This is a genomic window from Nostoc sp. (genome assembly GCF_036917235.1).
In the GTDB taxonomy this organism is placed as follows: domain Bacteria; phylum Cyanobacteriota; class Cyanobacteriia; order Cyanobacteriales; family Nostocaceae; genus Nostoc.
Genome location: NZ_JBALDU010000089.1, coordinates 1 through 26472, shown reverse-complemented (window position 1 = coordinate 26472; position 26472 = coordinate 1). Strand labels below are relative to the sequence as shown.

General features: G+C 42.0%; 8 protein-coding genes and 1 pseudogene. All 9 read left to right on the top strand.

Annotated elements, in window-relative coordinates:
• Positions 1-180: 180 nt before the first annotated feature.
• A complete protein-coding gene (locus V7K44_RS24715) occupies positions 181-4944 on the top strand; it encodes an esterase-like activity of phytase family protein (protein WP_334935336.1) in 4764 nt (1587 codons plus the stop codon).
• A gap of 387 nt (positions 4945-5331) precedes the next feature.
• Positions 5332-8007, top strand: coding sequence for an alkaline phosphatase family protein (locus tag V7K44_RS24710; RefSeq protein WP_334935334.1), 2676 nt, complete (start codon positions 5332-5334; stop codon positions 8005-8007).
• Positions 8008-8854: 847 nt separating this feature from the next.
• Positions 8855-10882, top strand: coding sequence for a non-ribosomal peptide synthetase (locus V7K44_RS24705; RefSeq protein WP_334935332.1), 2028 nt, complete (start codon positions 8855-8857; stop codon positions 10880-10882).
• 3 nt (positions 10883-10885) lie between these two features.
• Positions 10886-15841, top strand: coding sequence for an aminotransferase class III-fold pyridoxal phosphate-dependent enzyme (locus V7K44_RS24700; protein ID WP_334935330.1), 4956 nt, complete (start codon positions 10886-10888; stop codon positions 15839-15841).
• A gap of 87 nt (positions 15842-15928) precedes the next feature.
• Positions 15929-16927, top strand: a complete 999-nt coding sequence (locus V7K44_RS24695) for a cupin-like domain-containing protein (RefSeq protein WP_334935328.1) — start codon at positions 15929-15931, stop codon at positions 16925-16927.
• A 241-nt stretch (positions 16928-17168) separates the two neighbouring features.
• Positions 17169-18311: an acyltransferase family protein gene (locus V7K44_RS24690; protein WP_334935326.1), complete on the top strand. Its 1143-nt coding sequence runs from the start codon at positions 17169-17171 to the stop codon at positions 18309-18311.
• Between the two features lie 66 nt (positions 18312-18377).
• Positions 18378-21641: pseudogene (locus V7K44_RS24685) on the top strand (non-ribosomal peptide synthetase); the annotation flags it as partial.
• Positions 21641-25936 (top strand): amino acid adenylation domain-containing protein, encoded by a 4296-nt coding sequence (locus tag V7K44_RS24680; protein ID WP_334935322.1) that lies wholly within the window; start codon positions 21641-21643, stop codon positions 25934-25936. The pseudogene V7K44_RS24685 and the gene V7K44_RS24680, both read left to right, overlap by 1 nt.
• A gap of 267 nt (positions 25937-26203) precedes the next feature.
• Positions 26204-26472, top strand: a 269-nt coding sequence (locus V7K44_RS24675) for a beta-propeller fold lactonase family protein (protein ID WP_334935320.1), incomplete at its 3' end; no start/stop codon positions are given.

Here is a 26472-nt window from a genome sequence, read left to right as displayed (position 1 = left end):
TCTCTAGGGAAATGACAATTGTAGTGGTGGTTGACATTTAATAGTTCAGACTCAACAAGCTGACAAATCAATTACATATTTCCAGCCTAAAACTATTAGTTTTTTCCTCACCATATTACTTTTTTGATTCCACTAGAGCGAAGACCATCTCAACAATTAAACACAGGGAGATTCTCTTTCATGGCTAAGAACGTCATCATAATGATTGGGGATGGTATGGGCTGGGAAATGGCTCGTGCAGCATCCATCTACAAAGAGATTCAAAATGGTAAGACAGGTGCTAATTTGAGTGATTTTTATACACAGGGTAAGGGTCAAGGACTCAACTTTCAAACACTCCAAGGCTACGGTTTAGCAACCACCTACGGGACAACGATCGCTGGTAGTAATGGAGTTTTTAGCACTGGTAATTCGGCTCTTGACGGTACTAATCCAATTACAGGAGAAAGCCCAGTTCGCCCTGGTTTCACCTTTGATCCAACTTTTAACCAAGGTAATACCCCAACAGGTGGTGCAAAAGTCAGTGATGGTGCTGTTGGGAACCTAGTAGGTTATGACCCTACCAAAGGTGGTGTTAACCCTTGGACTCCCGGTAACGATCCTGAATATATTAAGTACAGCTATCCTGACTCTGCAAACACCGCAACAACTCTGTACACTGGCGTCAAAACCTACAATAACGCTGTTGGCGTTGATATTTTCGAGAATCCTCTAGAAACAATTCTCAAAACTGCAAACGAAGTTGGTAAATCTACTGGTTTGGTAACTTCAGTTCCCATTGACCATGCAACACCTGCTGCTGCTGCTGCCAACGTTAACCGTCGCAGCAAGTATGATGCTGACTATCCGGCATTAGACAACATCCTGCAACAGCAACTCCGTGTCTATCAACCAACAGTATTACTTGGTGGTGGACACCCACTCTCTGCTCCTGGAGACTTACTACCAGCAGGGGTTGAGCCGAATACGAGCAATGAATACATTAGTCAATCTACCTACACAGAACTTAGCACTAAACCCACAAACAACCTCTACGATTACACATTTTTAGAGCGGGGTGAAAATGCCGCCCAGAAACTAGCTGAAACTGCGGCGACAATCGATCCAGAAAAAGGCGATCGCCTCTTCGGTCTATACGGTGCGCGTGGTCAAAATGGTAACTTGCCTGTCAGTTCTGCCAACGGTGATTACAGCACCACTGGTTTAGATATGTTCAGCGTTTTCGCTAACCAAGGTGATAACGCCAAAGTGGACACCACACGTCCTCTGCTTCCGGGAGAGACGGATGCATCTTTCATCGCCAAAGAGGTTAACGAAAACCCAACCCTCAAAGACTTGACAAGTGCTGCGTTAGATGTGTTGGGTAAAGATCCTGATGGTTTCTGGTTAATGGTTGAAGGTGGTGACATCGATTGGTCTGCCCACGATAACAACATAGACAACTTAATCGGCACCACCTTGGACTTCGATAAAGCAGTTGGATCTACGATTGATTGGATCGATAACAATGGTGGTTGGGATAAAAACCTACTAATCGTTACAGCTGACCACGATCACTACCTGACTCTCGACGGTAATTTTCCGACTTTAGTAAAAAATCAAGGTGCTGAAGCATTAACCAATTTGGATACTCCAGCAGAAGTTGGACATTACTGGGGGTCCGATCCCAATGTCAAGTATGGTTGGGGAACTCACACCAACCGTCCCGTACCTGTTTACTACCAAGGTGCTGGTTCTGAAGTGTTAAATAGCTTGGTAGGTAAAGGTTATAACGCCTACGGTTCTGATATTCCAGGAATTGCGGGTTTAAACGATCAAACCCACATCTACCAAACGATGTTTGCTTCAATAGTGCCAAAAGTTGAGTTAGTAGGTTTTGCCTCTTTACCTGCTGATACCTTTAGTGATGGGCCAGCTTCGGGTGCAGACATTTCAGCCAATGGCAGAACGGGGCCTTTCCCAGGACAGCCAATTCAAGGCTTTAGCGGTGTTCAATTTGCTAACAGCAACTCTTTGTACTTCCTGTCAGACAATGGTTACGGTAGCAAAGACAATAGTGCAGATTTCCTACTGCGGATCAATCGTCTAGACCCGAATTTTAAGGGAACAGAGAATGGAGACGGCAGCGTTAAAGTTTTAGACTACATTCAACTGTCTGACCCTAACAACAAAGTTCCTTTTGAAATTGTGAATGAGGGAACTACCGGAAGATTACTGACTGGTGCAGACTTTGATGTAGAGTCATTTGTCTTTGATAAAAACGGTACAATCTGGGTTGGAGACGAGTTTGGGCCATACCTGCTGCATTTTGATGCCAGTGGTAAGTTATTAGAGGCTCCGATCGCTACACCCGACCAATTCAAAACTTTAAATGGAGAAGCACCTAAAGTTATTGGTCACAGAGGTGCAAGCGGCTATCGTCCAGAACACACTTTAGAGTCTTATAAGCAAGCAATTGCGCGAGGCGCTGACTTTATTGAGCCTGACTTAGTAGTTACGAAAGATGGTGTGCTAATTGCTCGTCATGAGCCAGCTTTAGCAGTTTTGAATGCTGATGGTACTGTCAATTTCAGCAACACAACCACAGATGTTTACAAACATCCAGAGTTTGCCGATCGCAAAAAAACGGTAAGTTTAGATGGAAACACAATTACAGGTTGGTTTGCTGAAGACTTCACTTTAGCTGAAATCAAGACTTTACGCGCAGAAGAACGTCTACCTTTCCGCGATCATTCCTTTGACGATCAATTTGAAATTCCTACCTTCACAGAAATCATTAATTTGGTTAAGGATGTAGAAGCGACAACAGGTAAAAAGATTGGCATCTACCCTGAAACTAAGCATCCGACCTATTTTGCCGATGAAGCCACTTATGTAGGCACCACAGAAAAAGTTAACAGAAACATCAGTCAGTTACTAATTGATGCGCTGAAGGCAAATAACTTCACTGACCCCAATCGTATCTTCATCCAGTCCTTTGAAGTGGGCAACCTGAAAGAACTACATGATACCATCATGCCTGCGGCTGGAGTGGATATTCCACTAGTTCAACTTCTAGATGCAAGTGACACTGATATCAATGGCAAAATTATCGAAAGTCAGCCTTATGACCTGAAGGTAAGTGGTGACACTCGCACTTATGGCGACTTGCGAACTCCAGAAGGCTTGGCTGAAGTTGCCACTTATGCTGATGGCATTGGACCTTGGAAGCGGATGATTGTTAGCGTCAAAGGTACTGATGCTAATGGTGATGGCAAAGCCGATGATGTGAATGGAGATGGAGCGGTTAATGATGCTGATAAAACAACATTACCTCCCTCAACCTTAATTCAAGATGCTCACAACGCAGGTTTACAGGTTCATCCTTATACCTTCCGGGCGGAAGATCAGTATTTAGCAGCAGATTACAAAGGAAAGCTAGAGCTAGAAATTCAGCAGTTCTATCAATTAGGTGTAGACGCGCTATTTAGTGATTTCCCAGATATCGCGGATAAAGTACGAGATCAACTCAGAGATGATCCTCAATATAATGTAGTGCGATCGCCACAAAACCCCGATGTGCTTTCAGGCGATGCCTTTGCTAACTTGGGTAGTTCCAAAGGTTTTGAAGGTGGAGCAATTAACGCCAGCAAAACCAAGCTCTATTTCCTCCTAGAGGGTACAGTTCAAGGTGATACTCCTGGTGCTTTGCGGATTAACGAATTTGATCTTGCTAGCCACAAGTACACTGACAAAAAGCTGTACTACAGATTGGATAATGCTGCAAATTCCATCGGGGATTTAGCAGTCATTAATGATAATGAGTACCTAGTCATTGAACGGGATAACAATCAAGGGGCTGCGGCTAAATTTAAGAGGATCTACAAAATAGACTTGTCAAAGACAGATTCTAATGGCTATGTAGCTAAAGAAGAAGTTGCAGACTTGTTAAATATCCAAGACCCCAACGACCTGAATGGGGACGGTAAAACTACCTTCGACTTCCCATTCCAAACCATTGAAAATGTTCTGGTTGTTGACAAAAACACCATTTTGGTGGCTAATGACAACAATTATCCCTTCTCTACAGGTCGTCCTGGGAATGATCCTCAAAATCCAGTCATAGACAACAATGAGATTCTACAGCTGAAGTTAGAGAAGCCCCTTAATCTTGCTCCTGGCTTAGGTCAACCTCAAGCTGAAGAAATTAATTTTGGCTCTACTACCAGCGATGATATTATCGTTCAGCCAAATCAAACCTTATTCACAGGTGACGGAGCAGATTTTGTAGAGGGTAGTAAAGGTAACACAATTCAGACTGGAAATGGTGAAGATACGGTGTTAGTCGACAGTGACTCTTCAGTGTCCACAGGAGAAGGTAACGATCAGATATTTATTGGTCAAAACGGCCCGGTTCAAAATATTACTGCTGATGGCGGCAATGGTAATGATGTTATTACCGTAGTGGAAGCCAGTGGAAGTAATAATTTACTTGGGGCGGCAGGTGATGATACTCTCTCTGTAGTTGAAGGTTCTCGTCAATCATTATTTGGTGGCTCAGGTAACGATACCCTTAGCAGTAGCGGTAGCAATAACCGTCTCAACGGTGGTTCTGACGATGATAAACTCTTCTCTAATCTTAATGATTCCCTGTTTGGTGGCGATGGCGATGATGTGCTATTTGCTGGTCAACAGGGTGGTAATCGCCTCAGTGGTGGTACTGGTGTCGATCAATTCTGGATTGCTAACGCCAGCCTGCCAACTAGCAAGAATATTGTGACTGATTTTGCGATCGCTATTGATAAAATCGGGCTTGGCGGTATTGGCGTCAGTAATCTAAACCTATTGCAACAGGGTGCTGATACTATCGTGAAAATCGGAAATACAGAGTTGGTTTCATTGCTGGGAATTGCAGCAACTAGCCTTACAGCAAATGATTTCGTTTTTTCTGCTAGTGTCGTTTAACCAAAAGATGATTACAGCTTAGATTCAATATTCATTCATTAGTTAAGCTGTAGCGATTTTGCTAATGCGGGGGAATAATATTCCCTCGCTTTTTATATCTATTAGTAATTTTGTCTTTAAAAATCCTTCTACTTTTTGTCCTAAATCTTAACTTGTTTATAACTTTCCTTAAACATTGAACAACTATCTTTTGAGACAGTAACCAAAGTTAAGTTCATTTAATTATCTGCACTAATTTGTGTGGATACTAAGCATTTTGTCGCCAAATACTACTTATGTTTCTGTAGCCAATAATTTTTGCTGAGGTTGAGTGTAATTAATCGCTCAGTCCATAGAAACACAATTGCTGTGATTAATTGTACTCACAATACTTAAGGAGTAGTCGACATGGCTGATACAAACGGCAACGGTAGAAATGTCATTATTTTTGTTGCAGATGGATTGCGTAACGGTTCTGTAAACCCCACTGATACCCCAACTTTATATAGTGTCCGTCAACAGGGAGTTACTTTCGCCAATAGTCATTCGCTGTTTCCGACATTTACCACCCCGAATGCTTCTGCGATCGCCACCGGGCATTATCTTGGCGATACAGGAGACTTTAGCAACACTATCTACACTGCTTTTCCCAGTCCTAATGCCAATGGTAGTGTCACACCATTCATTGAAAATGATGCGGTTCTAGGGGATATCGATGAAAAATTCCCAGGTAACAACTTTTTAGATGAAGAGTCCCTCTTAGCTTACGCGCGATCGCAGGGTTTCAACACCGCAGCAGTTGGTAAATTAGGGCCTGTTGCGATCCAAGATGTTACCCAAGTTAACCGAGAAGGTAGTACTACAGGTACTATTCCTACTCCCGATACAATTATTATTGATGACACTACAAATGGTGCAACCCCGCCGCCTACAGCCGCCGGTTCACCTTCTGCTGTTCCACTCGATCCAGATATTGTCAATCGCTTACAAGCTGCTGGTTTAGATGTAAAACCTACACCACGAGTCCAACCAGCTGGTAACAACACAACTCCTGGCACACTGGATGCCAACGTGGCTCAACAAAAATACTTTGCAGATGCCACTACCAAGGTAATTTTACCCAAGTTTCAGGAAGACAGTAAACCATTCGCATTGGTCTACTGGTCAAGAGATCCTGATGGTAGTCAACACAATCAGGGTGATAGCTTAAACACCTTGACACCAGGTATTAATGGTGATACTTCAAAAGCTGGGGTTAAAAATGCTGATGATAATTTAAAGCAACTTCTTGACTATCTCAAAAGCACAGGCTTGGACAAGACTACTGATGTCTTTGTGACTTCCGACCACGGTTTTTCTACCATCAGCAAACAAGCTATTGATAGCCAAGGCACAAAAACTACAAGTTATGCTGCCACCCAAACATACGCGGGCGTAAATCCAGGATTTCTACCAGCAGGCTTTGTTGCTATTGATTTGGCTCACGATCTCGGTCTACCCCTATACGATCCTAACCCTACGACTCTCCCCCCAGACCTCAACCACATCCAATATACGACTGTTGATGCTACACAAGGTCAACGTCCTATTTCTGGGAATGGTGTAATTGGTGGTACAGGTGAGGTAATTAATGGTCAACTTGACCCAGGTACAAAGATAGTTGTAGCTGCTAATGGTGGATCTGACTTAATTTATCTGCCTAATGGCAATGCTGATTTGGCTAAACAGGTAGTGAATTTGCTCTCACAGAAAGACTACATCAGTGGTATTTTTGTAGACGATGCCTATGGAACTATTCCAGGTGCTTTACCACTGAGTGCGATCGGGCTAAAAGGTGATGCTAAAACACCGGTTCCATCTATAGTTATCAACTTCAAAACCTTTAGCAGCGACCCAACCGACCCAAACAACCCTCAAGCTCAGGTAGAAATTGCTGACACAACTTTGCAGCAAGGGCAGGGGATGCATGGCAGCTTTGGTCGAGGTGATACCTTCAATAACATGGAGGCTATTGGCCCTGACTTTAAACAAGGCTATGTGGATTATGCGCCCGTCAGTAATGCTGATGTAACGCCTACACTTGCTCGTATTCTGGGGTTAAACATTCCCAGTAATGGCGATTTGAAAGGTCGTGCCATTACAGAAGCATTGTTGGGAGGCCCGGATGTAGTTCCCTCCACTAAAAAAGTCTTGACTTCAGAAGAAACTACTAATGGTCAAGCAACAATTCTGGATTCTCAAAGTGTAGGCAATACTCAGTATTTTACAGCCGCAGGGTTTGATGGTCGCACTGTTGGACTAACAACACTAGACCTTCAATTTGGTTCTACCAGTAGTGATGATGTCACCCTTAAGCCAAATCAAACCTTATTTACAGGTGACGGAGCAGACTTTGTAGAAGGTACTAAAGGTAACAAAATTCTGACTGGAAAGGGTGATGACACGGTGGTAGTTGGTAGTAACTCCTCTGTGTCCACAGGGGATGGTAACGATCGGGTCTTGATTGGCGCAAATAGTCCTGCTAGCAACACTAGCGCGGATGGTGGCAATGGTAATGATGAAGTTACCGTAGTCGAAGCCAGTGGTACTAATAATCTGTTTGGAGGCACGGGTGCTGATACTCTCACAGTAGTTGAAGGTTCTCGTCAATTATCTTTCGGTGGCTCAGGCAATGACACCCTCAAGAGCGAAGGTAGCAATAACCGTCTGTATGGTGGTTCTGGAGATGATAAACTCTTCTCCGGTGTAAATGATTCGCTGTTTGGTGGCGATGGTGATGATGTGTTATTTGCTGGACAAAGTGGTGGTAATAGCCTCAGTGGTGGTGCTGGTGCTGACCAATTCTGGATTGCTAACGCCAGTCTACCAACTAGTAAGAACATCGTGACTGATTTTGCGATCGCCATTGATAAAATTGGGCTAGGCGGGATTGGCGTCACTCAGTTTAGTGCCCTAACCCTATTGCAACAGGGTGCTGACACTATCGTAAAAACTGGAAATACAGAGTTGGCTTCATTACTGCAAATTACCGCAACTAGCCTGAGTGCAAATGACTTTGTTTTCTCTGCTGGTGTTGTGGCTTAGTCTGTTCGCCTAGTGCAGCACGGCAGAAATAACTATCAGTTGAAACAGCGGTTTTCAATTACTTAGACTACAGCAAATAGTTCGTTATTGTGGGGTGGGCATTACAATGCCCGCCCTATTGTCGTTTTGCTGGAGTCAAACTTACCTCAAAAAGGTTACATTACTTATCAGTTGCTAAAATGGCTGTATTCCTTGTTCAGTCAAGGTATTAATTATTCTTATTCTCTCAAAATAAGCCTACGTACAGTTAATATTCCCATTGCAAACATCTCTAAAGTTTTAATTTTCAATGAAGATGTATTGAAAATAACTACGATTTTGAGGAAATAGTTCAGAATAAGAGAACTAAATCTTAAAGTCGTGCGCTTTCATACAAATATTGTAGGATTGCGGCATAATTTGTTGTCAAATTAGTCTTTTATATAATCTCAAAGTTAAGAATATAACCATAGGATATAAGTGAAAATACTAGTATTTAAACAACATATACATATAAAAATGCTTTTCCCGTTTTATTTTATCTGTTTCTCTAAATACGGAAAATAGCAATATCATCTTAAATTTAAATACACTCAATTCCTGATTACTTATTGATATCAGAACAATATTATACCCAAATTACATGGTTCCCTGGTTTATCCAAAAATCTAGATCCTTAATAGATAAAAGTGTCTTTTATGTAATCTTGGAACAACCTTGAATATTTTCAGATAGTGATATTCTGGTTTTGTATATTTTAGTAGTAATATTCACTGCATCGCTAAGTCATAAACTTGTTAATTTAAGATCCAGTATTATTTCATCACCAAGGTTTTTGTCAAAAATATATTTGTGCTTCAAGTGAAACATGAAACTAATAATTAATTCAGTGACTCAAAATGAAAAGGAATTGCTAGCAACTAAGGGTCAAACTTCATTGCTAAAAAACAACTTAGAACAAGATAATTTAACATTACCTATTTTGAAAGAATCCGAAAAACATCTACTAATCGAGTGGAATTATACTCAAAGTGATTATCCTCAGCAAGCGTGTATTCATCAGTTGTTTGAAGCACAAGTAGAGAAAACACCTGATGCTGTAGCACTAATTTTTAATAATCAGCATCTCACATATAGAGATTTAAATAGTCGTGCTAATCAACTAGCAAAACATCTACAATTACTAGGGGTAGGAACAGAAATTCTTGTAGGAATTTGCATAGAGCGCTCCTTAGAAATGGTTGTAGCACTTTTAGCTATCCTTAAAGCAGGTGGAGCTTATGTACCATTAGATCCAGGGTATCCACAAGAACGTTTAGCTTTCATGCTGTCAGATACCCAGGTATCTGTACTATTAACTCAAAAAGAACTAGTTGCCAAATTACCTACTCACACAGCATTTGTCATTTGCCTAGACACAGATTGGAACACAATCGCCCAAAATCAAAAAGATAACCTAAGCACTAGTGTCACTGCTGATAACTTGGCTTATGTCATGTATACATCAGGTTCTACAGGTACACCCAAAGGTGTTAGCGTTATCCATCGTGGTGTAGTTAGGTTAGTCAAAGAAACTAATTATGCTCACCTTACGTCTGAAGAGGTAATTCTGCAACTGGCTCCTATTTCCTTCGATGCTTCGACTTTTGAAATTTGGGGTTGTTTACTTAATGGTGGGCAATTAATAATCTACCCTCCTAATACACCATCTTTAGAAGAATTAGGGCAGATTATTCAGCAATACCAAGTTACTACTCTTTGGCTGACAGCCGGTTTATTTCACCTGATAGTAGATGAAAAAATTGATGCTTTAAAATCCTTGCGCCAACTTTTAGCGGGTGGTGATGTTTTATCTGTTCCCCATGTGCAGAGGTTTCTGCAAACAGTAGAGAACTGTCAACTAATTAATGGTTATGGGCCAACTGAGAATACAACTTTTACTTGCTGCCATCCTATAACAGCGCCACTGCAACCAGATGTTTCGATTCCTATTGGTCGCCCAATTGCTAACACCCAAGTCTATATATTAGATAACAGCCTCCAATCAGTAGCAATTGGAGAAGTTGGTGAATTATACATTGGTGGTGATGGATTAGCTAGAGGCTATTTGAACCGCCCCGACTTGACTGCCGAAAAATTTATTTTTCACTCCTTTGATAGCGATTTAGCAACGCGCCTTTATAAAACTGGAGATTTGGCTCGTTATCTTCCAGATGGCAATATCGAGTTTTTAGGTCGTATTGACAATCAGGTAAAGATTCGCGGTTTCCGAATTGAACTAGGGGAAATTGAGCGAGAAATTGCACAACATCCTGATGTTCGGGAAATTGTTGTTTTAGCTCGTCAAGATGAAGCAGGTGAAAAACAGTTGACAGCTTATATTGTTCCTCACTATAACAGTGGATATACGCACAATAAATTACGTAGTTTCTTACAACAGCGACTACCTAATTACATGGTGCCATCAGCTTTTGTGTTATTAGAATCAATGCCTTTGACTGCAAATGGCAAAGTAGATAGACATAAATTGCCAGCACCAAGTAGAGAACGTCCGCAACTGGAACAAGCGTACATTGCTCCACAAACTGATTTAGAACGTCTGCTTGCAGGTATTTTATCCGAACTGCTCAAAATCGATCGCGTTGGGATTGATGATAATTTCTTTGATTTAGGAGCAACTTCAATCTCAATTCTACAAGTTGCTGCGCGAATAAAACAGGAACTTGGTATTGAGCTACCTGCTGTGAAGCTATTTCAGTATTCAACGATTGGCTCTTTAGCAAAGTATTTGGATTCAAACCAGAATAGCCAACCGTCTTCTGACAAGCTGCAAAATCGCGCCCAACGCCAACAAGCAGCTCGTGTTCGTCGCCGTAATCATCAACAAGGTGTTTAAGCAATGGTAAATATGCAAGCATCCGATAACCAAGATCCTAGTGATGGTGTTGCCATTATTGGCATGGTAGGAAAATTTCCTGGTGCTGGAAATGTCTATGAATTTTGGCGCAATCTCTGTGAGGGATTAGAATCAACGACTTTCTTTCAAGATGAAGAACTAGACCCTAGTATTGACCCAAATCTTTGCAAAGATCCTAGCTATGTAAAAGCTAGAGGAATCATTCCTGGGGGAGAAACCTTTGATGCTGCCTTCTTTGGCATTAATCCGCTAGAAGCTGTGGTTATGGACCCACAGGCTAGAGTTTTCCTAGAGTTGGTTTATGAAGCCCTGGAAAATGCTGGTTATGAATCAGAGTCTTTTGAAGGTTTGATTGGTTTGTATGCTGGTTGTGGTCAAAATACTTATTTTGCTAACCACATTTCTGGACGTATGGAAATTGTCGATCGCATCGGTGAGTTCCAGACGATGCTAGCCAATGAAAAAGACTTTTTGACAACCCGTGCTGCTTATAAACTCAACCTTAAAGGCCCAGCCGTCAGCGTCAATACAGCCTGTTCCACTTCTTTGGTAGCAGTCATTCAGGCTTGCCAAGCCTTAACCAGCTATCAGTGCGATTTAGCTTTGTCCGGTGGTGTATCTATGACTACACCTCAAAACAGCGGTTATATGACTCAAGAAGGCAGTATGCTCTCTGGGGATGGGCATTGTCGTCCCTTTGATGCCAATGCTCAGGGCACAATGTTCAATAATGGTGCAGGAGTAGTTGTCCTCAAACGTTTAGAAGATGCACTCAATGATGGCGATCGCATCTATGCTGTAATTCGAGGTTCTGGTATCAATAATGACGGGGCTGATAAGGTGAGCTTTACGGCTCCCAGCGTAGACGGACAAGCAGAGGCCATTGCAATGGCGCAAGCTTACGCTAACTTCCACCCAGAAACCATCTCTTATATTGAAGCTCACGGTACAGCTACACCTTTAGGCGACCCGATTGAAATTGAAGCGCTGACGCAAGCATTTCGGGTACATACAGATGCTAAACAATTTTGTGCGATCGGCTCTCTTAAAAGCAATGTCGGACATTTAGTTGCGGCGGCTGGAGTAGCAGGGTTAATTAAAACTGCTCTCGCCCTGCATTATAAAAAGATTCCACCTAGTTTAAATTTTGAGGCTCCCAATCCCAAGATTGACTTTGCCAACAGCCCCTTCTATGTAAATACCAAACTAGCTGAATGGTCAGAAGGTGAAACTTTGCGACGAGCCGGCGTGAGTTCTTTTGGTGTCGGCGGGACTAATGCTCATATTGTGCTGGAAGAAGCGCCACAAACCCAAAGTTCAGGATTTTCTCGCCCACAGCAGCTATTGTTACTCTCGGCAAAAACTAGTAAAGCTTTAGAGGCTGCAACCGCAAATTTACAGCAGCATTTACAGTATAATTCCGAAACTAACTTAGCTGATGTAGCTTATACCCTACAGCGAGGGCGCAAAGCTTTTAACTATCGACGCAGTATAGTTTGTCATGATATAACAGATGCGATCGCAGCCCTACAATCTTTAGATCCAAATCAAGTAAACACCCGTCATACAGAAATCCGCAATCCAGCCGTTGTTTTCATGTTCCCCGGACAAGGATCGCAATATGTGAACATGGGACTGAATCTCTACAACTGCGAACCTGTATTTCAGGAGGCAGTAGATGAATGTGCTGAAATCCTTAAACCTTTGTTGGGCAGGGATTTACGAGAAATCATGTATCCTGCACCGAGCGATGCCTACGGCGGGCTACGCCTACGCGAAACTGCGGCTATCTCCTTACGGCAAACTTGCTTTACCCAACCAGCGTTATTTGTCATTGAATATGCTTTAGCGCAACTGTGGCAAAGTTGGGGAGTCAAGCCCCAAGCCATGATTGGTCACAGTATTGGCGAATTTGTCGCCGCCTGTATTGCGGGTGTATTCAGCTTAGAAGATGCGTTGATGTTGGTTGCAACTCGCGGTAGCTTAATGTGGGAATTACCCGAAGGGGCTATGCTCTCAGTCCGCCTACCAGCCAAAGAGGTAGAGCCGCGATTGAGTGCAGAATTAGCGATCGCTGCAATTAACGGCCCTTCCCTGTGTGTAGTTTCTGGCCCCACAGAAGCGATCGCGGCTCTGCAAAAACAACTAGAAAGCGAAGAAATTGTCTGTCGCCATTTACACACTTCCCACGCTTTCCACTCCCCAATGATGGATAGCATCATTGCCCCCTTTGCTGAGGTAGTTGCGAAAGTTAAATTATCACCTCCTCAAATTCCCTTTGTATCCACAGTTACCGCCGACTGGATTACAGCCCAGCAAGCAACCGATCCGATGTATTGGGCTACACATCTGCGTCAGACTGTGCGATTTGCGGAGGGCGTACAAACCTTATGGCAGCAGCCAGAACGCCTACTGTTAGAGGTGGGGCCGCGAATCACAACTACGACCTTAGCCCGCCAACAAGCAAAAGATATTAAACAACAGATAGCGATTCCTTCTCTGGGTGATAACGCTGAGAACGAAGCCGAATGGACGGCATTACTCAAGGCAGTAGGACAACTGTGGCTAGCAGGAGTATCTATTGACTGGAGCAACTTCTATCAAAGGGAAACACGACAACGAATTCCTCTGCCTACCTATCCTTTTGAACGCCAACGCTTCTGGATTGATCCTCCACCTCATCCCAATCGCGCAGCAACTTCCAAACTTTTAAATCCTCACTTATTAGAAAAGACCCAAACTATGACAACATACCCTCAGCAAAAGCTTATTCCTCTGCTCAAAGAAGTTATCGAAGAGACATCAGGATTGGAAATTGCTAGTGTTGACGACTCGACAACATTTTTAGAAATGGGATTAGATTCCTTATCTCTAACGCAAGTCGGGTTAGCTTTGAAGAAAAAATTTAAAGTCAAGGTAACACTTAGGCAGTTACTAGAAATTTGCCCGAACTTAGTAACGTTGGCTGACTTAATCAATCAAGCCTTGTCTCCCGAAACTTTATCTGCACTAGGATTAATAGAAACCGTTACAGACCCAATTCCAGAAGCACCATTGCCAGAACCTACGCCTGCAACCACATCACCCACTTTGGTAGTGCATGAAGTTCATACAAATGGATCAAATGGATTTGCACCTAAGATTTCCCTACAACCTGCTGCATCTAGTAACGTCCTAGAAAGTGTGATCAATCAGCAGCTACAAATTATGAGCCAGCAATTGGCGCTATTGGGTAATAGCAGTCAATCCATAACAGTCCCAGTTGCACCTGCGGCGACATCTCAAAATAATGGTGTCAAGCCACAAAACGCTGTATCTATCACCCCAACCCAAACCAGCAAAGAATCAGTATCAGTAGAAACAGAGTCAAATGGCGCTAAAAAAGCATTTGGTGCGGCTGCTCGAATTGAAAAGACCCAGACTAAAACTTTGACAGCCCAACAACGCACTCATCTAGACAAAATTATCCAAAGATATACAAAACGGACTCAAAAATCCAAAGAATATACTCAAACTCATCGCCCTTATTTAGCAGATCCCAGAACTGTTTCCGGGTTTAACCCGATGATGAAAGAGATGGTTTACCCCATCGTGGCGTCTCGTTCATCAGGTTCTAAACTTTGGGATGTTGATGGTAATGAATATGTCGATTTAAGCAATGGCTTTGGCTTGAATTTGTTTGGTTGGTCGCCACCTTTCATTACCGAAGCAATTGAAGCACAACTCAAACTCGGTATGGAAATTGGGCCGCAAACTCCCTTAGTTGGAGAAGTGGCAAAGCTAATGTGTGAGTTGACGAACTTTGACCGAGCAGCTTTTTGCAACACAGGTTCGGAAGCGGTTCTGGGAGCGATGCGGATGGCACGCACTATTACAGGGCGTAACTTAATCGCAATATTTTCTGGAGCTTATCATGGTATTTTGGATGAAGTAATTGTTCGAGGTACAAAAAAACTCCGGTCAATTCCTGCTGCTCCTGGTATCCCACCCGAAATGGTAGAGAACATTTTGGTAGTGGACTATGATTCGCCTGAGTCTCTAGAAATCCTCAGAAGTCGGGCTGATGAATTAGCAGCAGTGATGGTGGAATCTGTACAAAGCCGTCGTCCTGAATACCAGCCTAAAGAATTCCTCCAGCAATTGCGTGATTTCACGGAAGAGGCTGGTATTGCCCTAATTTTTGATGAAATCGTTACCGGATTCAGAATTCATCCAGGTGGCGCTCAAGCGCATTTCGGTATCAAGGCAGACATAGCAACCTACGGTAAGATTGTGGGCGGTGGGCTACCAATTGGAGTCATTGCTGGTAAATCACAATATATGGATGCTTTGGATGGAGGGTTTTGGCAGTTTGGCGATGACTCCGTTCCAGAAGTAGGCGTGACTTACTTCGCCGGCACTTTTGTCCGCCATCCTCTAGCACTAGCCGCCGCCAAAGCAGTACTTCAGCATTTAAAACAGAGTGGCCCCACCTTGCAGCAAAATCTCAATGCCAGAACTGATAAGTTTGTAGCGGAACTTATGGGCTATTTCCAGCAAGTTCAGGCTCCGTTTACAGCTTATAATTTCGGCTCCCTGTTCATGGTGAAATCTTTACCAGAGTTTTCCTACGGAGATTTACTGTTTTACTTGCTGCGAGATAAGGGAGTGCATACTTGGGATCACCGTCCTTGCTTCTTGACGACAGCCCATTCCGAAGCCGATCTGGCTTTCGTAATGGCAGCCTTTAAAGAAAGTATTGCCGAAATGCAGTCTGCTGGCTTCTTGTCTGCACCCCCCATAGAAGTAACAAACCACGAAATTACCAATAACAGCCTACGCAATCGTCCTCCGCAACCTGATGCCAAATTAGGACGAGATCCTCAAGGAAATCCAGCCTGGTATATTCCCGATATTGAGCGTCCTGGGAAATATTTACAAGTCGCAAGTGTTTCCTGAAGTGCTTTAAAAAATCAAGCGCATAGAAAGTGTAGTAAGCATTAGTAATTTTTGCAAATAGTAAATACTCATCCATCCAGGTTTTGTATGTCAGTTGATAATCTACTTGAACCGAGTTTTATTAAGTCCGATCCGAAGCTTCCCGAACAAATCATTGAAACTGATATTTCAAACTTCCGGGAAAACTTCAACTCTTCTCACTTCATGTTTTCGCATAACCTTGCGGGACACCCTTTGTTTGAGATCCCCCGCTTAGTTGAGCTTGCAAATACTATGCTAAGTCAGGGTAGAACAAATAAAATCCAGTCTTATATCAGCAAAGTCCCTGTTGAGCAAAAGTGGAATCAGCGACCTGGAATCAAGCAAATTAACGAGGCGATCGCACATATTGAAGAATCGGATTCTTGGGTCATGCTTGAAGATGTTCAAGCAGACCCAGAATATGCTGCCTTGGTTAACCAGATTATCACTGAACTCGAAACTCTTACAGGTAAACCCCTTCGTAAGCAGATGACCTGGCTAGGTGCTTACATCTTTATTGGTTCCCCAAATTCTATTACACCTTACCATATCGATAGTGAGTTGAATTTCCTGTTTCAAATTCAGGGCGAGAAAGATATGAGCCTCTTCAATCAAAGCGATCGTTCTGTACTGAGCGAAGAGGAGATTGAAAAATTTTATGTAGGCGACCTGAATGTAGCAAATTATAAAGAGGAGAATCAGAGTAAAGCGACTGTTTACCATTTGCAACCAGGTAAGGGACTCCATCATCCGATACTGGCACCCCATTGGGCCAAAAATAGTAATAATGTTTCTGTAGCTTTGAGTATCCTCTTTTATCTGCGACCTTACGATCTCAAAGCCAGAATATATCAAGTCAACAGTTACTTACGCAGACTGGGATTAAAACCCACTCCACCAGATAAATCTGCTTTGAAAGATCGGCTCAAAATTTTTGCTCTGGGTCTTCTATCCGATCGCCGACCGAAAAGTAAATTTATGATCCTGCGCTCTGGTGTATTAAAACTAAAATCTATTGAGGGAAAGTTAAAGCAATTTATCAACAAGATTGTCAAAAAAAGCTAATTTTTCTCAAATGACTAATTATTAATTAGCCTGAATACTGAATCGGTGTTCTATAGTAATTCTAAATCATTTGTGAAATCTTTTCTTCTAGACACTTTGTGTAGCTTGCTTTTATACAAGAGTAAGCGCTTGTTACATCCTTTATGTAGCCGACATAAATCAACTACACATCTAGGTTTAAAAATAATTTTTACAATTTAAATAGGATTGCTATAGATAAAAACTAAAACCAAAAATATCAATGTATAAACACATCAAATCGCTCACTTCTTTACGCGGTATTGCAGCCTTGGTTGTTGTTATACACCATTTTTCTTACTACGGTTTACCGAAAACAGGTTCAATTTTATCAGCCTATACTAATTTTTTCCAAAATGGATATTTATGGGTTGATTTTTTCTTTATTCTGAGTGGTTTTATCATGACCCACGTTTATGCCGATACTTTTTGTTTAAAAGTCAGTTTAAAGAACTATCGTTCATATTTATTCTCGCGTTTTGCGAGAATTTATCCTCTGCATATATTTATTATTTTTCTATTTGTTGGATTAGAGGTTGTAAAATTACTTTTCCTAAACACTTCTGCTTTTACTGGTAAATTTAACTTAACGGCTCTTTTTTCCAATATTTTTCTTCTTCAAGCATTTGACCTAAAGTGCCTACCTTTATTATGGTGTAATACCTATTGGAATGAGCCAGCTTGGTCAATAAGTGTAGAGTTTTTCATTTACTGTATATTTCCATTTTTATTATTAATTTTATTAAAAAACAATTCCAAAAACGATTTGATAATTTATAGTTATACTCTCTTTTGTATATTACTACTAATCACCTTTACCCGTGGAAATTTAGATACGATTATTGGTATACCTTCGATAGCTAGATGTGGGCTAGAATGCATCCTTGGTATTATTACCTACAAAATTTATCATAGAGGTAATTATCAAAAGTATTTTAATCTTAATTTTTTGGCAATTATAGCTATAACTTGGATAATTTTGATTATGCATTACTACTGGCATCATTTTCGGAACATTCATGATTGGCTAATTTTACCAGCTTTTTCTCTACTAATTTTATCTGTATCTATCAAAAACAAAAGTATAATATCCAAGTTTCTCAATTCACAGTTAATGATATATATCGGGACTATCTCTTACTCAACTTATATGGTTCATTGGTTTTTTCAAGAATTGTTAAAATCTTTCTGGTTTTATAAATTTCACGATGTCTTTGGCAAAGAATTCACAGAATATCAATCGTTGACATCTTTAGGAGTATTTCTTATGATTGTCTTATTGGCTGCATCATTGACATATAGATATGTAGAAGTCCCCGCACGTAATTATTTAAAGTCTATAATCTTAGCTAAACAAGGTATTTGAAGTCAGTAATCTAAAAAAGATTGAGATTTATCCACATTCAATAAACTGAGAAAATAATAGAGTTTTATGACCTTATCACCTGTAGATTACCAATCGACATTAACTGCGGTTGATTTTGATCCATTTGCAGATGGAGAATTACTTCTAACCGCCCCCGCCACAGAATCACAAAAAGAAATTTGGGCTTCTGTGCAAATGGGCGATGCTGCTAATTGTGCTTATAATGAGTCTCAATCTCTGCGACTCAAAGGCGAACTTAATGTCAAACTTTTCCAATCTGCGGTGGAAAAGTTAGTACAACGTCATGAAGCACTACGGACAACTTTTAGTACCGATGGCAATACACTCTGTATTGTTGCTTCTCGGCAAATTGAAATTCCTATTATTGAACTGTCTAACCTAGAAGCACAGGAAAAACAGGAAAAATTAGCTAGTATTTTGCGACAAGAGGTAGAGCAACCTTTTGATTTGGAACATGGCCCTCTATTTCGGGCAAAGATTATTAAATTGCAACCGCAAGAGCATTTAGCTATTTTGACAGCCCATCATATTATTTGTGATGGTTGGTCTTGGGCTGTGCTGATACCAGATTTGGGTAAACTTTATTCTGGCTTGCAACAGGGTATTGTTCCTGAATTAGAAGAACCAGACTACTTAAGTGAATATGCGATTTTGCAGGAAGAAGAGGCAGATAGTCCAGAAGCGATCGCCACAGAACAATACTGGTTACAACAATTCGCTGACTCTGTACCTGTACTGGATTTCCCTAGCGCTCGCCCCCGTCCCCCGCTCAGAACCTTTAACGCCGCTCGCGAAGATTGGCATTTAAATCCCGAATTAATTGCCAACCTGAAACAACTAGGAACAAAACTCGGTTGTAGCTTTATGACTACGATCCTGGGAGGATTTGAGGTCTGGCTGCACCGACTAACAGGACAAAACGATTTAGTTGTAGGTATTCCAGCCGCCGGACAAGCTGCTTTAGGTCAATATAATCTTGTAGGTCATTGTGTAAATTTACTACCATTGCGTAGCCAGATTAATGGCGAAAAATCGTTCAGCGATTACTTGCAAACGCGGCGATCGGCTGTCTTAGATGCTTACGATCATCAACAATTTACCTTTGGTAGTCTGGTCAAAAAATTAGTATTGCCACGGGATTCTAGCCGGATTCCTTTAGTACCAATTATATTTAATGTCGATCAAGCTTTAGACAGCGATCGACTTCCCTTTATCGATTTAGAGGTGGAATTTTTCTCCAATCCCCGCGCATTCGAGAATTTTGAACTGTTTATCAATGCTACAGAATCGCATGGTGAACTTATTCTGGAATGCCAGTACAACACTAATTTATTTGACGCTGATACTATCCGCCGCCGGATGGCAGAGTTTGAAACTTTATTATTAGGCATAGTTACTAACCCTAATCAAATTATTGCTAAATTGCCAATTTTGCCAGCAGTTGAGCAACAGTTGTTAGCAACATGGAACAATACTCAAACAGCTTATCCCCAAGATATCTGCATTCACCAGCTGTTTGAAACTCAAGTGGAGAAGACTCCAGATGCGATCGCTGTAGTTTTTGAAAATGAACAAATTAGCTACCGCGAACTGAATTTGAGAGCTAATCAGCTAGCCCATTACCTCCAAAGCTTAGGAGTCGGGTCAGAAGTTCTAGTTGGCCTGTGTGTCGAGCGCAGCTTGGAAATGGTTGTAGGAGTTTTAGGCATTCTCAAAGCCGGGGGAGCCTACGTACCATTAGATTATGCTTATCCTCAAGAACGTTTAGCTTTCATGCTGCAAGATGCTCAGGTGTCAGTGCTAGTAACGCAGGAGAAGCTAAAATCGGGTCTACCCAACCATCAAGCAGAGATTGTTTGCCTTGATAGCAACTGGCAATCTATAGATTATGGGTTACATAACCCAACAGATAACATCACTTCCAATAACTTAGCCTACGTCATTTATACATCTGGCTCGACAGGTCAACCGAAAGGCGTTCAAATTCAACATCAAAGTGCTGTTAATCTCCTGAATGCGATCGCTCAAGAACCCGGTTTAACTGCTGAAGATACTCTCCTCTCTGTTACTAGCCTATCCTTTGATATTGCCGTTTCAGAAATTTTTCTACCTCTGTCTGTAGGTGCGAAGTTGGTATTGGTGAGCCGTGAAGTTGCGGCTGACGGGACACAACTGTTAAAAACGCTAACCACCTCCGGGGCAACCTTTATGCAACCGACACCAGTTACTTGGCGGTTATTACTGGCAGCCGGATGGCAAGGTAGTCCTCAACTCAAAATGATTTCCACAGGCGAAGCCTTACCTAGAGACCTCGCAAATCAATTATTACCAAAGGGAGCTTGTCTGTGGAACCTGTACGGACCTACAGAAACAACGATTTGGTCAACAGGCTACAAGGTGACAACGGCAAATAAAGCAATAGGCATTGGTTGCCCTCTAGCTAATACGCAAATCTATATTTTAGACTCTCATTTACAACCCGTTCCCATTGGTATATCAGGTGAGTTGTATATTGGTGGCGAAGGGCTAGCAAGGGGATATCTGAATCGTCCCGAACTGACTGCTGAGAGATTTATTTCTAATCCCTTCAGTTCAAACCCGAAATCGCGCTTATACAAAACTGGGGATTTAGCTCGCTATTTACCAGATGGACATATTGAATACTTGGGTCGTATCGACTATCAGGTAAAATTGCGTGGTTTCCGCATAGAATTGGGTGAAATTGAAACCGCACTCCTACAACATCCAGGCGTAAAAGAAGCTGTTGTAATTGTTCGAGAAGACATTCCTAATGAGACTAGTTTAGTCGGTTATATTGTTGCCGAAACTGGTCAAGATAGCTTGCAAGTGATTTCGCAATTGCGTCGATTCTTGAAACAACAGCTTCCTGACTTTATGGTGCCAACAATCTTTATGGCACTAGAAGCTATGCCTTTAACGCCCAATGGCAAAGTCGATCGCAAGGCATTGCCAAAGCCAGATGCTTCCCGCCCGGAACTGGAGGCCAATTATGTAGCGCCTCGCACTCCCATTGAGCAGCAGATTGCAGATATCTGGGCACAGGTTCTTAATGTCAAGCAGGTTGGGATTAACGACAACTTTTTTGAATTGGGTGGATATTCTCTACTAGGAATTCAAGTGGTTTCTCGAGTGCGCCAAGCCTTGCAAGCAGAAATTCTGATGTCCAATTTATTTGAATTACCAACAGTAGCGGATTTGGCTGAACGAGTAGAAACTCTGCGGTGGGCAACCCAAGGTGTTCAGGCTGCTGAGAGTGAAACAGCTGATGATTACGAGGAAGGTGAGCTATGAAAACATTAGATGAACTACTATCTGAGCTACGTCAGCGCGATGTCAAACTTTGGCTAGAGGGCGAACGCTTACGCTATCGGGCCGCAAAAGATAGTCTCACACCAGAATTGCTGACCGAGTTAAAAACTCAAAAAGCCGAAATCATCAACTTTCTCCGACAAATTACCACAGCCGCCAGTTCACAGATTCCCCCAATTGTCGCTTGTGAACGGAACGGCAACTTGCCGCTTTCCTTTGGTCAGCAACGGATATGGTTCCTCCATCAGTTTGAACCTGATAGTTCCTCAAATAATATGCCAGTTGTGGTGCGTTTTACGGGGAATCTCAATGTTGCTGTCTTAGAGGAAAGTTTAAGAGAAGTCGTCCGTCGCCATGAAGTTCTGCGGACAACTTTTCCAGCAGTGAATGGAAAGCCGACTCAAGTCATTGCCACCGATGTTTCCTTGACATTGCCAATAATTGACTTGCGGCAAGTACCAGATGAACAACGAGAGGCGGAAGCTCACCTACTGGCAACTAAAGAAGCTCATCAACCCTTTGATTTAGCCAATGGGCCAATTTTGCGGGTGTTACTGCTGCGATTAAGCGATCGCGAACATCTGCTAATTTGGAATATGCACTGCATAGTTTGTGATGGTGCTTCATCCGATCTGTTCTATCAAGACCTCATTACCATCTATAAAGCATTATCAGCAGGTCAGGTTTCTCCTTTAACTCCCTTACCAGTGCAATATGCTGATTTTACCAATTGGCAATATCAATGGCTCCAGGGAGAGGTTTTAGAGTCACAGGTAAACTACTGGAAGCAAAAGCTAGAAGGTAATTTACCGATTATTGAGTTACCTTACGATCGCCCCCGTCCTCAAGGAGTGCAAACCTATCGAGGCGATCGCGCTGCCCTGCTGCTATCAAAGGCGCTGAACCATGCCCTAACAGACCTGAGTCAAAAATGGGGTGTCACCCTGTTCATGACTCTACTGGCAGCATTCGAGCTATTGCTCTACCGTTATTCTGGGCAAGAAGACCTACTAATTAGCTTTGCAAGTGCAGGTCGAGGACAAGTTGAAACTGAGGGGCTGATTGGATTTTTTTCTAATACTCTTGTACTGCGGAGTAACTTTGCTCTTAACCCAACTTTCCGAGAATTATTAGACCGAGTGCGTAAGGATTGCTTAGAAGCTTATACCCATCAAGACCTACCCTTTGAGAAGCTAATTGAAGAACTTAGACCAGAACAGCGAAGTCGCAATAGCTCACCCCTGTTGCAGGTAAAATTCTCCCTCAATCCTCCTTGGTCGAATGGTCGTGGCATGGCATCAGTGCAACTACCTGATTTGACTATTACTTCTCTATTTGGCTACATCTATCATGGCAAGACCAAATACGATCTGACATTGGTCTTGCGGGAACAGGATAATGGTTTGGGCATGGTATTTGATTACAATGCCGAGATGTTTGATGCCAGTACCATAGAGCGGATGTTGGGACACTTCAAAACTTTACTCGAAGGTATTGTTGCTAATCCCGATCGCCCGATCGCTGAATTACCGCTGTTGACAGCGCCTGAACAACATCAATTGTTAGTTGAGTGGAATAGCAAACAAGCTGATTACCCCCAGGATACTTGTATCCATCAGTGGTTTGAAAATCAAGCTAAAACAACTCCAAATAATATTGCAGTAAGTTTTGAAAATCAGCAACTAACTTATCATGAACTTAACCAACGGGCAAATCAACTAGCCTACTATTTGCAAACTTTAGGGGTAGAATCGGGGGTACGCATCGGTCTTTATCTAGAGCCTTCCCTGGAGATGATTGTGGGGCTGTTGGGTATTTTGAAAGTCGGTGGAACTTACGTACCGATCGCTCCGACATCTGGGCAAGATGGTCTGGCTGTCATTTTAGAAGATGCCCAAATATCTTTGGTGTTAACCCAAAGCTCATTAGTTGAGAAGCTCTCTGAGCATCAAGCACAAGCTATCTGTTTGGATAGTGATTGGGAAGTTATTGCCGTACACGTGACTGAAAATCCAGAAAGTTATGGCACATATCAGACTCTCGCGTGTGTAATGTATGTGTCCGGCTCCAATGGAAAACCCAACGGTATAGCTATTACCCACCGAAATCTTGTCAGCCACAGCTTGGCAATTAGCCAAACTTGGAAGTTGACTCAGAGCGATCGCCTACTACTTATACCTAATATCAGTTGCGATACTTTCATTGAATCACTTTTCCCCTGTTGGATTACTGGTGCTACGGCAATTATCCAGTCTCAAAAGCTACAAAATTCGACGGTACAATTTTTCCCATTCATCGACCGACAAAAGATCACCGTTGTCAATTTACCTACTTCTTTCTGGTATGAGTTAGTTCAAGAGCCATCTGTATCTCCACAAACTTTGCCAGCCAGCTTACGCTTAGTTATGGTTGGTGGTGAAAAAGTTTCACGCCATGCTTATCTAACTTGGGTAGAAAAAGTTGGCAAGCAAGTACGCTGGCTGAATGCTTATGGATCGCTAGAAACAACCTTAACCGCCACGGTTTACGATCTGGAGACTGCCACTGAAGACAGCACTCGATCAGAAATTCCCATAGGAAAAGCGATCGCCAATACCCAAATTTACATCCTCGATCGGCGATCGCAACTCCTCCCTATTGGTGTGACTGGTGAAATCTACATCAGCGGTATCGGTGTTACCCAAGGCTACTTTAACCGTCCCGAATTAACATCTGAGAAATTTATACCCAATCCCTTTAGCAGCGAATCTGGAGCATACCTTTACAGAACTGGTGACTTGGGACGCTACTTAAGTGACGGCAATATTGAGTTTTTAGGCCGCTTAGACAATCAGGTAAAAATTCGCGGCTTTCGCATTGAGTTGGCTGAAATTGAAACAATTTTGCGCCAATATCCAGGCGTACAAAAAACTGTGGTGATTGCCAAAGAAGATGTTCTTGGGGATAAAAGTTTAGTTGCTTATGTTGTTACCAAACAAGGAGAAACTTTTGGGAGCGAGCAACTGCTGAGTTTTCTCCAGCAAAAGCTGCCTGAACATTTGTTGCCTTCTGCCTTTTTCATCGTCGATTCTCTGCCATTGAATGCTAATGGTCAAGTCGATTGCAAAGCCTTATCTAGACTGAATCCAAATACTTCTAAAATAGAAAAAATATTTGCCACAGCAGAAGATCCATTACAACTTCAGTTAACTAAAATCTGGGAAAATCTTTTAGGTATTCATCCCATTGGCATAAAAGACAACTTTTTTGATTTGGGTGGAAACTCATTACTTGCAGTACACCTGTTTTCTCAGATTGAAAAGACATTTGGTTTAAATCTGCCCTTAGCTATTCTTTTGCAATCTTCAACCATTGAGCAATTAACTAATTTTATTCGCCAGCAAGGGTTTTTGCCAGAAAGCCATAATAAAGTTAAGAGTAGTACTACTACCAATTCAGAAAAATTGATGCCTTGGTCATCACTAGTACCAATGCAGCCCAACGGTTCTAAGCCACCTCTATTTTGTATCCATGCAATTGGTTTAAGTGTCCTCTACTACCGAGATTTATCACTTCATTTGGGTGAAAATCAGCCATTTTATGCGCTACAAGCACGAGGATTAAGTGGGAAAGAAGCTCCCTTTACCAAGCTTGGACAAATGGCGGCTCATTACATCAAAGAGATACAAACTATTCAACCTGAAGGCCCTTATTTTTTGGGTGGTTCCTCCTTTGGTGGACTAGTAGCTTGGGAAATGGCTCAACAACTCGTAAAACAAGGTCAAAAAGTAGCTTTGTTAGCTTTATTTGATACCACTGGCCCAAATTATATTAAACAAGCGCCATTAGAAAAGCGAGTTTCTCAGCATTGGGACAACCTGACAAAACTTGGGACTAATTACGTGCTTGAGCAAATCAGGAACAAAAGCTCTTGGGTGAAGTATAAACTTCAAGAAAAGTTCCGAAAATTGATCTTTAAGTTTTCCTTAAAAATCTGGCGGACTGTACCTTATAACTACCGTAAATTAACAATCGAAGAAGCCAATAAACAGGCAGCCAGAGAATACGTTCTAAAAGCTTATCCAGGGCGAGTTACTGTATTCCGAGCAGAAGAGCGCAATGCATTAGAAAAACGGGAGGTTGACCCCAAAATGGGTTGGAGTGAAATGGTCTTAGGAGATTTGGATATTCAAAATGTCCCAGGAAACCACGACTCTATTTTTAGAGAACCCCATGTCCGAACTCTAGCTGAAAAGATGAGGGCTTGTATAGATCGAGCTATTGTAGACATCTAAAATTCATCTAATTTGCACAAATAATTATAACTTTCAACCTCATCTCGCTTCCAGGATGGGATTGTTTTATTTGTGGGTAATAACTTCAATTTTGTATGTATAAATTCGAGTGGCAATAAAGCCCTTACATCAGTTACAAGCTGAAAATTACCTAGTATATATACTGAGGTTTTAATAAAAATCAGACAATAAGCTATATAGTACATTCTTCACTTTGCTAGAAAAGAACATTACTTTTACAAACTATTTTGCAATCTCAAGGGAAATATGACACAGAAAATCCTGAATTTTGTAGAAGTTCAAAAAGATAATACAAATGGTGTCGATGGACTTGGTGGTGCTAAATCCCTCACCGTCAGCCCCGATGGCAAATTCCTCTATGCTACTGGATATGATGACTCGGCTGTAGCGGTATTTGAGCGGGATACAACCACAGGCGCACTGAATTTTGTAGAAGTTCAAAAAGATAATACAAATGGTGTCGATGGACTTGGTGGTGCTAAATCCCTCACCGTCAGCCCCGATGGCAAATTCCT

What these genes read in the sequence shown, in the direction of transcription:
- V7K44_RS24700 (WP_334935330.1), top strand. Translation starts at nt 10,886, where the DNA reads ATGGTAAATATGCAAGCATCCGATAACCAAGATCCTAGTGATGGTGTT.
- V7K44_RS24715 (WP_334935336.1), top strand. Translation starts at nt 181, where the DNA reads ATGGCTAAGAACGTCATCATAATGATTGGGGATGGTATGGGCTGGGAA.
- V7K44_RS24690 (WP_334935326.1), top strand. Translation starts at nt 17,169, where the DNA reads ATGTATAAACACATCAAATCGCTCACTTCTTTACGCGGTATTGCAGCC.
- V7K44_RS24680 (WP_334935322.1), top strand. Translation starts at nt 21,641, where the DNA reads ATGAAAACATTAGATGAACTACTATCTGAGCTACGTCAGCGCGATGTC.
- V7K44_RS24695 (WP_334935328.1), top strand. Translation starts at nt 15,929, where the DNA reads ATGTCAGTTGATAATCTACTTGAACCGAGTTTTATTAAGTCCGATCCG.
- V7K44_RS24710 (WP_334935334.1), top strand. Translation starts at nt 5,332, where the DNA reads ATGGCTGATACAAACGGCAACGGTAGAAATGTCATTATTTTTGTTGCA.
- V7K44_RS24705 (WP_334935332.1), top strand. Translation starts at nt 8,855, where the DNA reads ATGAAACTAATAATTAATTCAGTGACTCAAAATGAAAAGGAATTGCTA.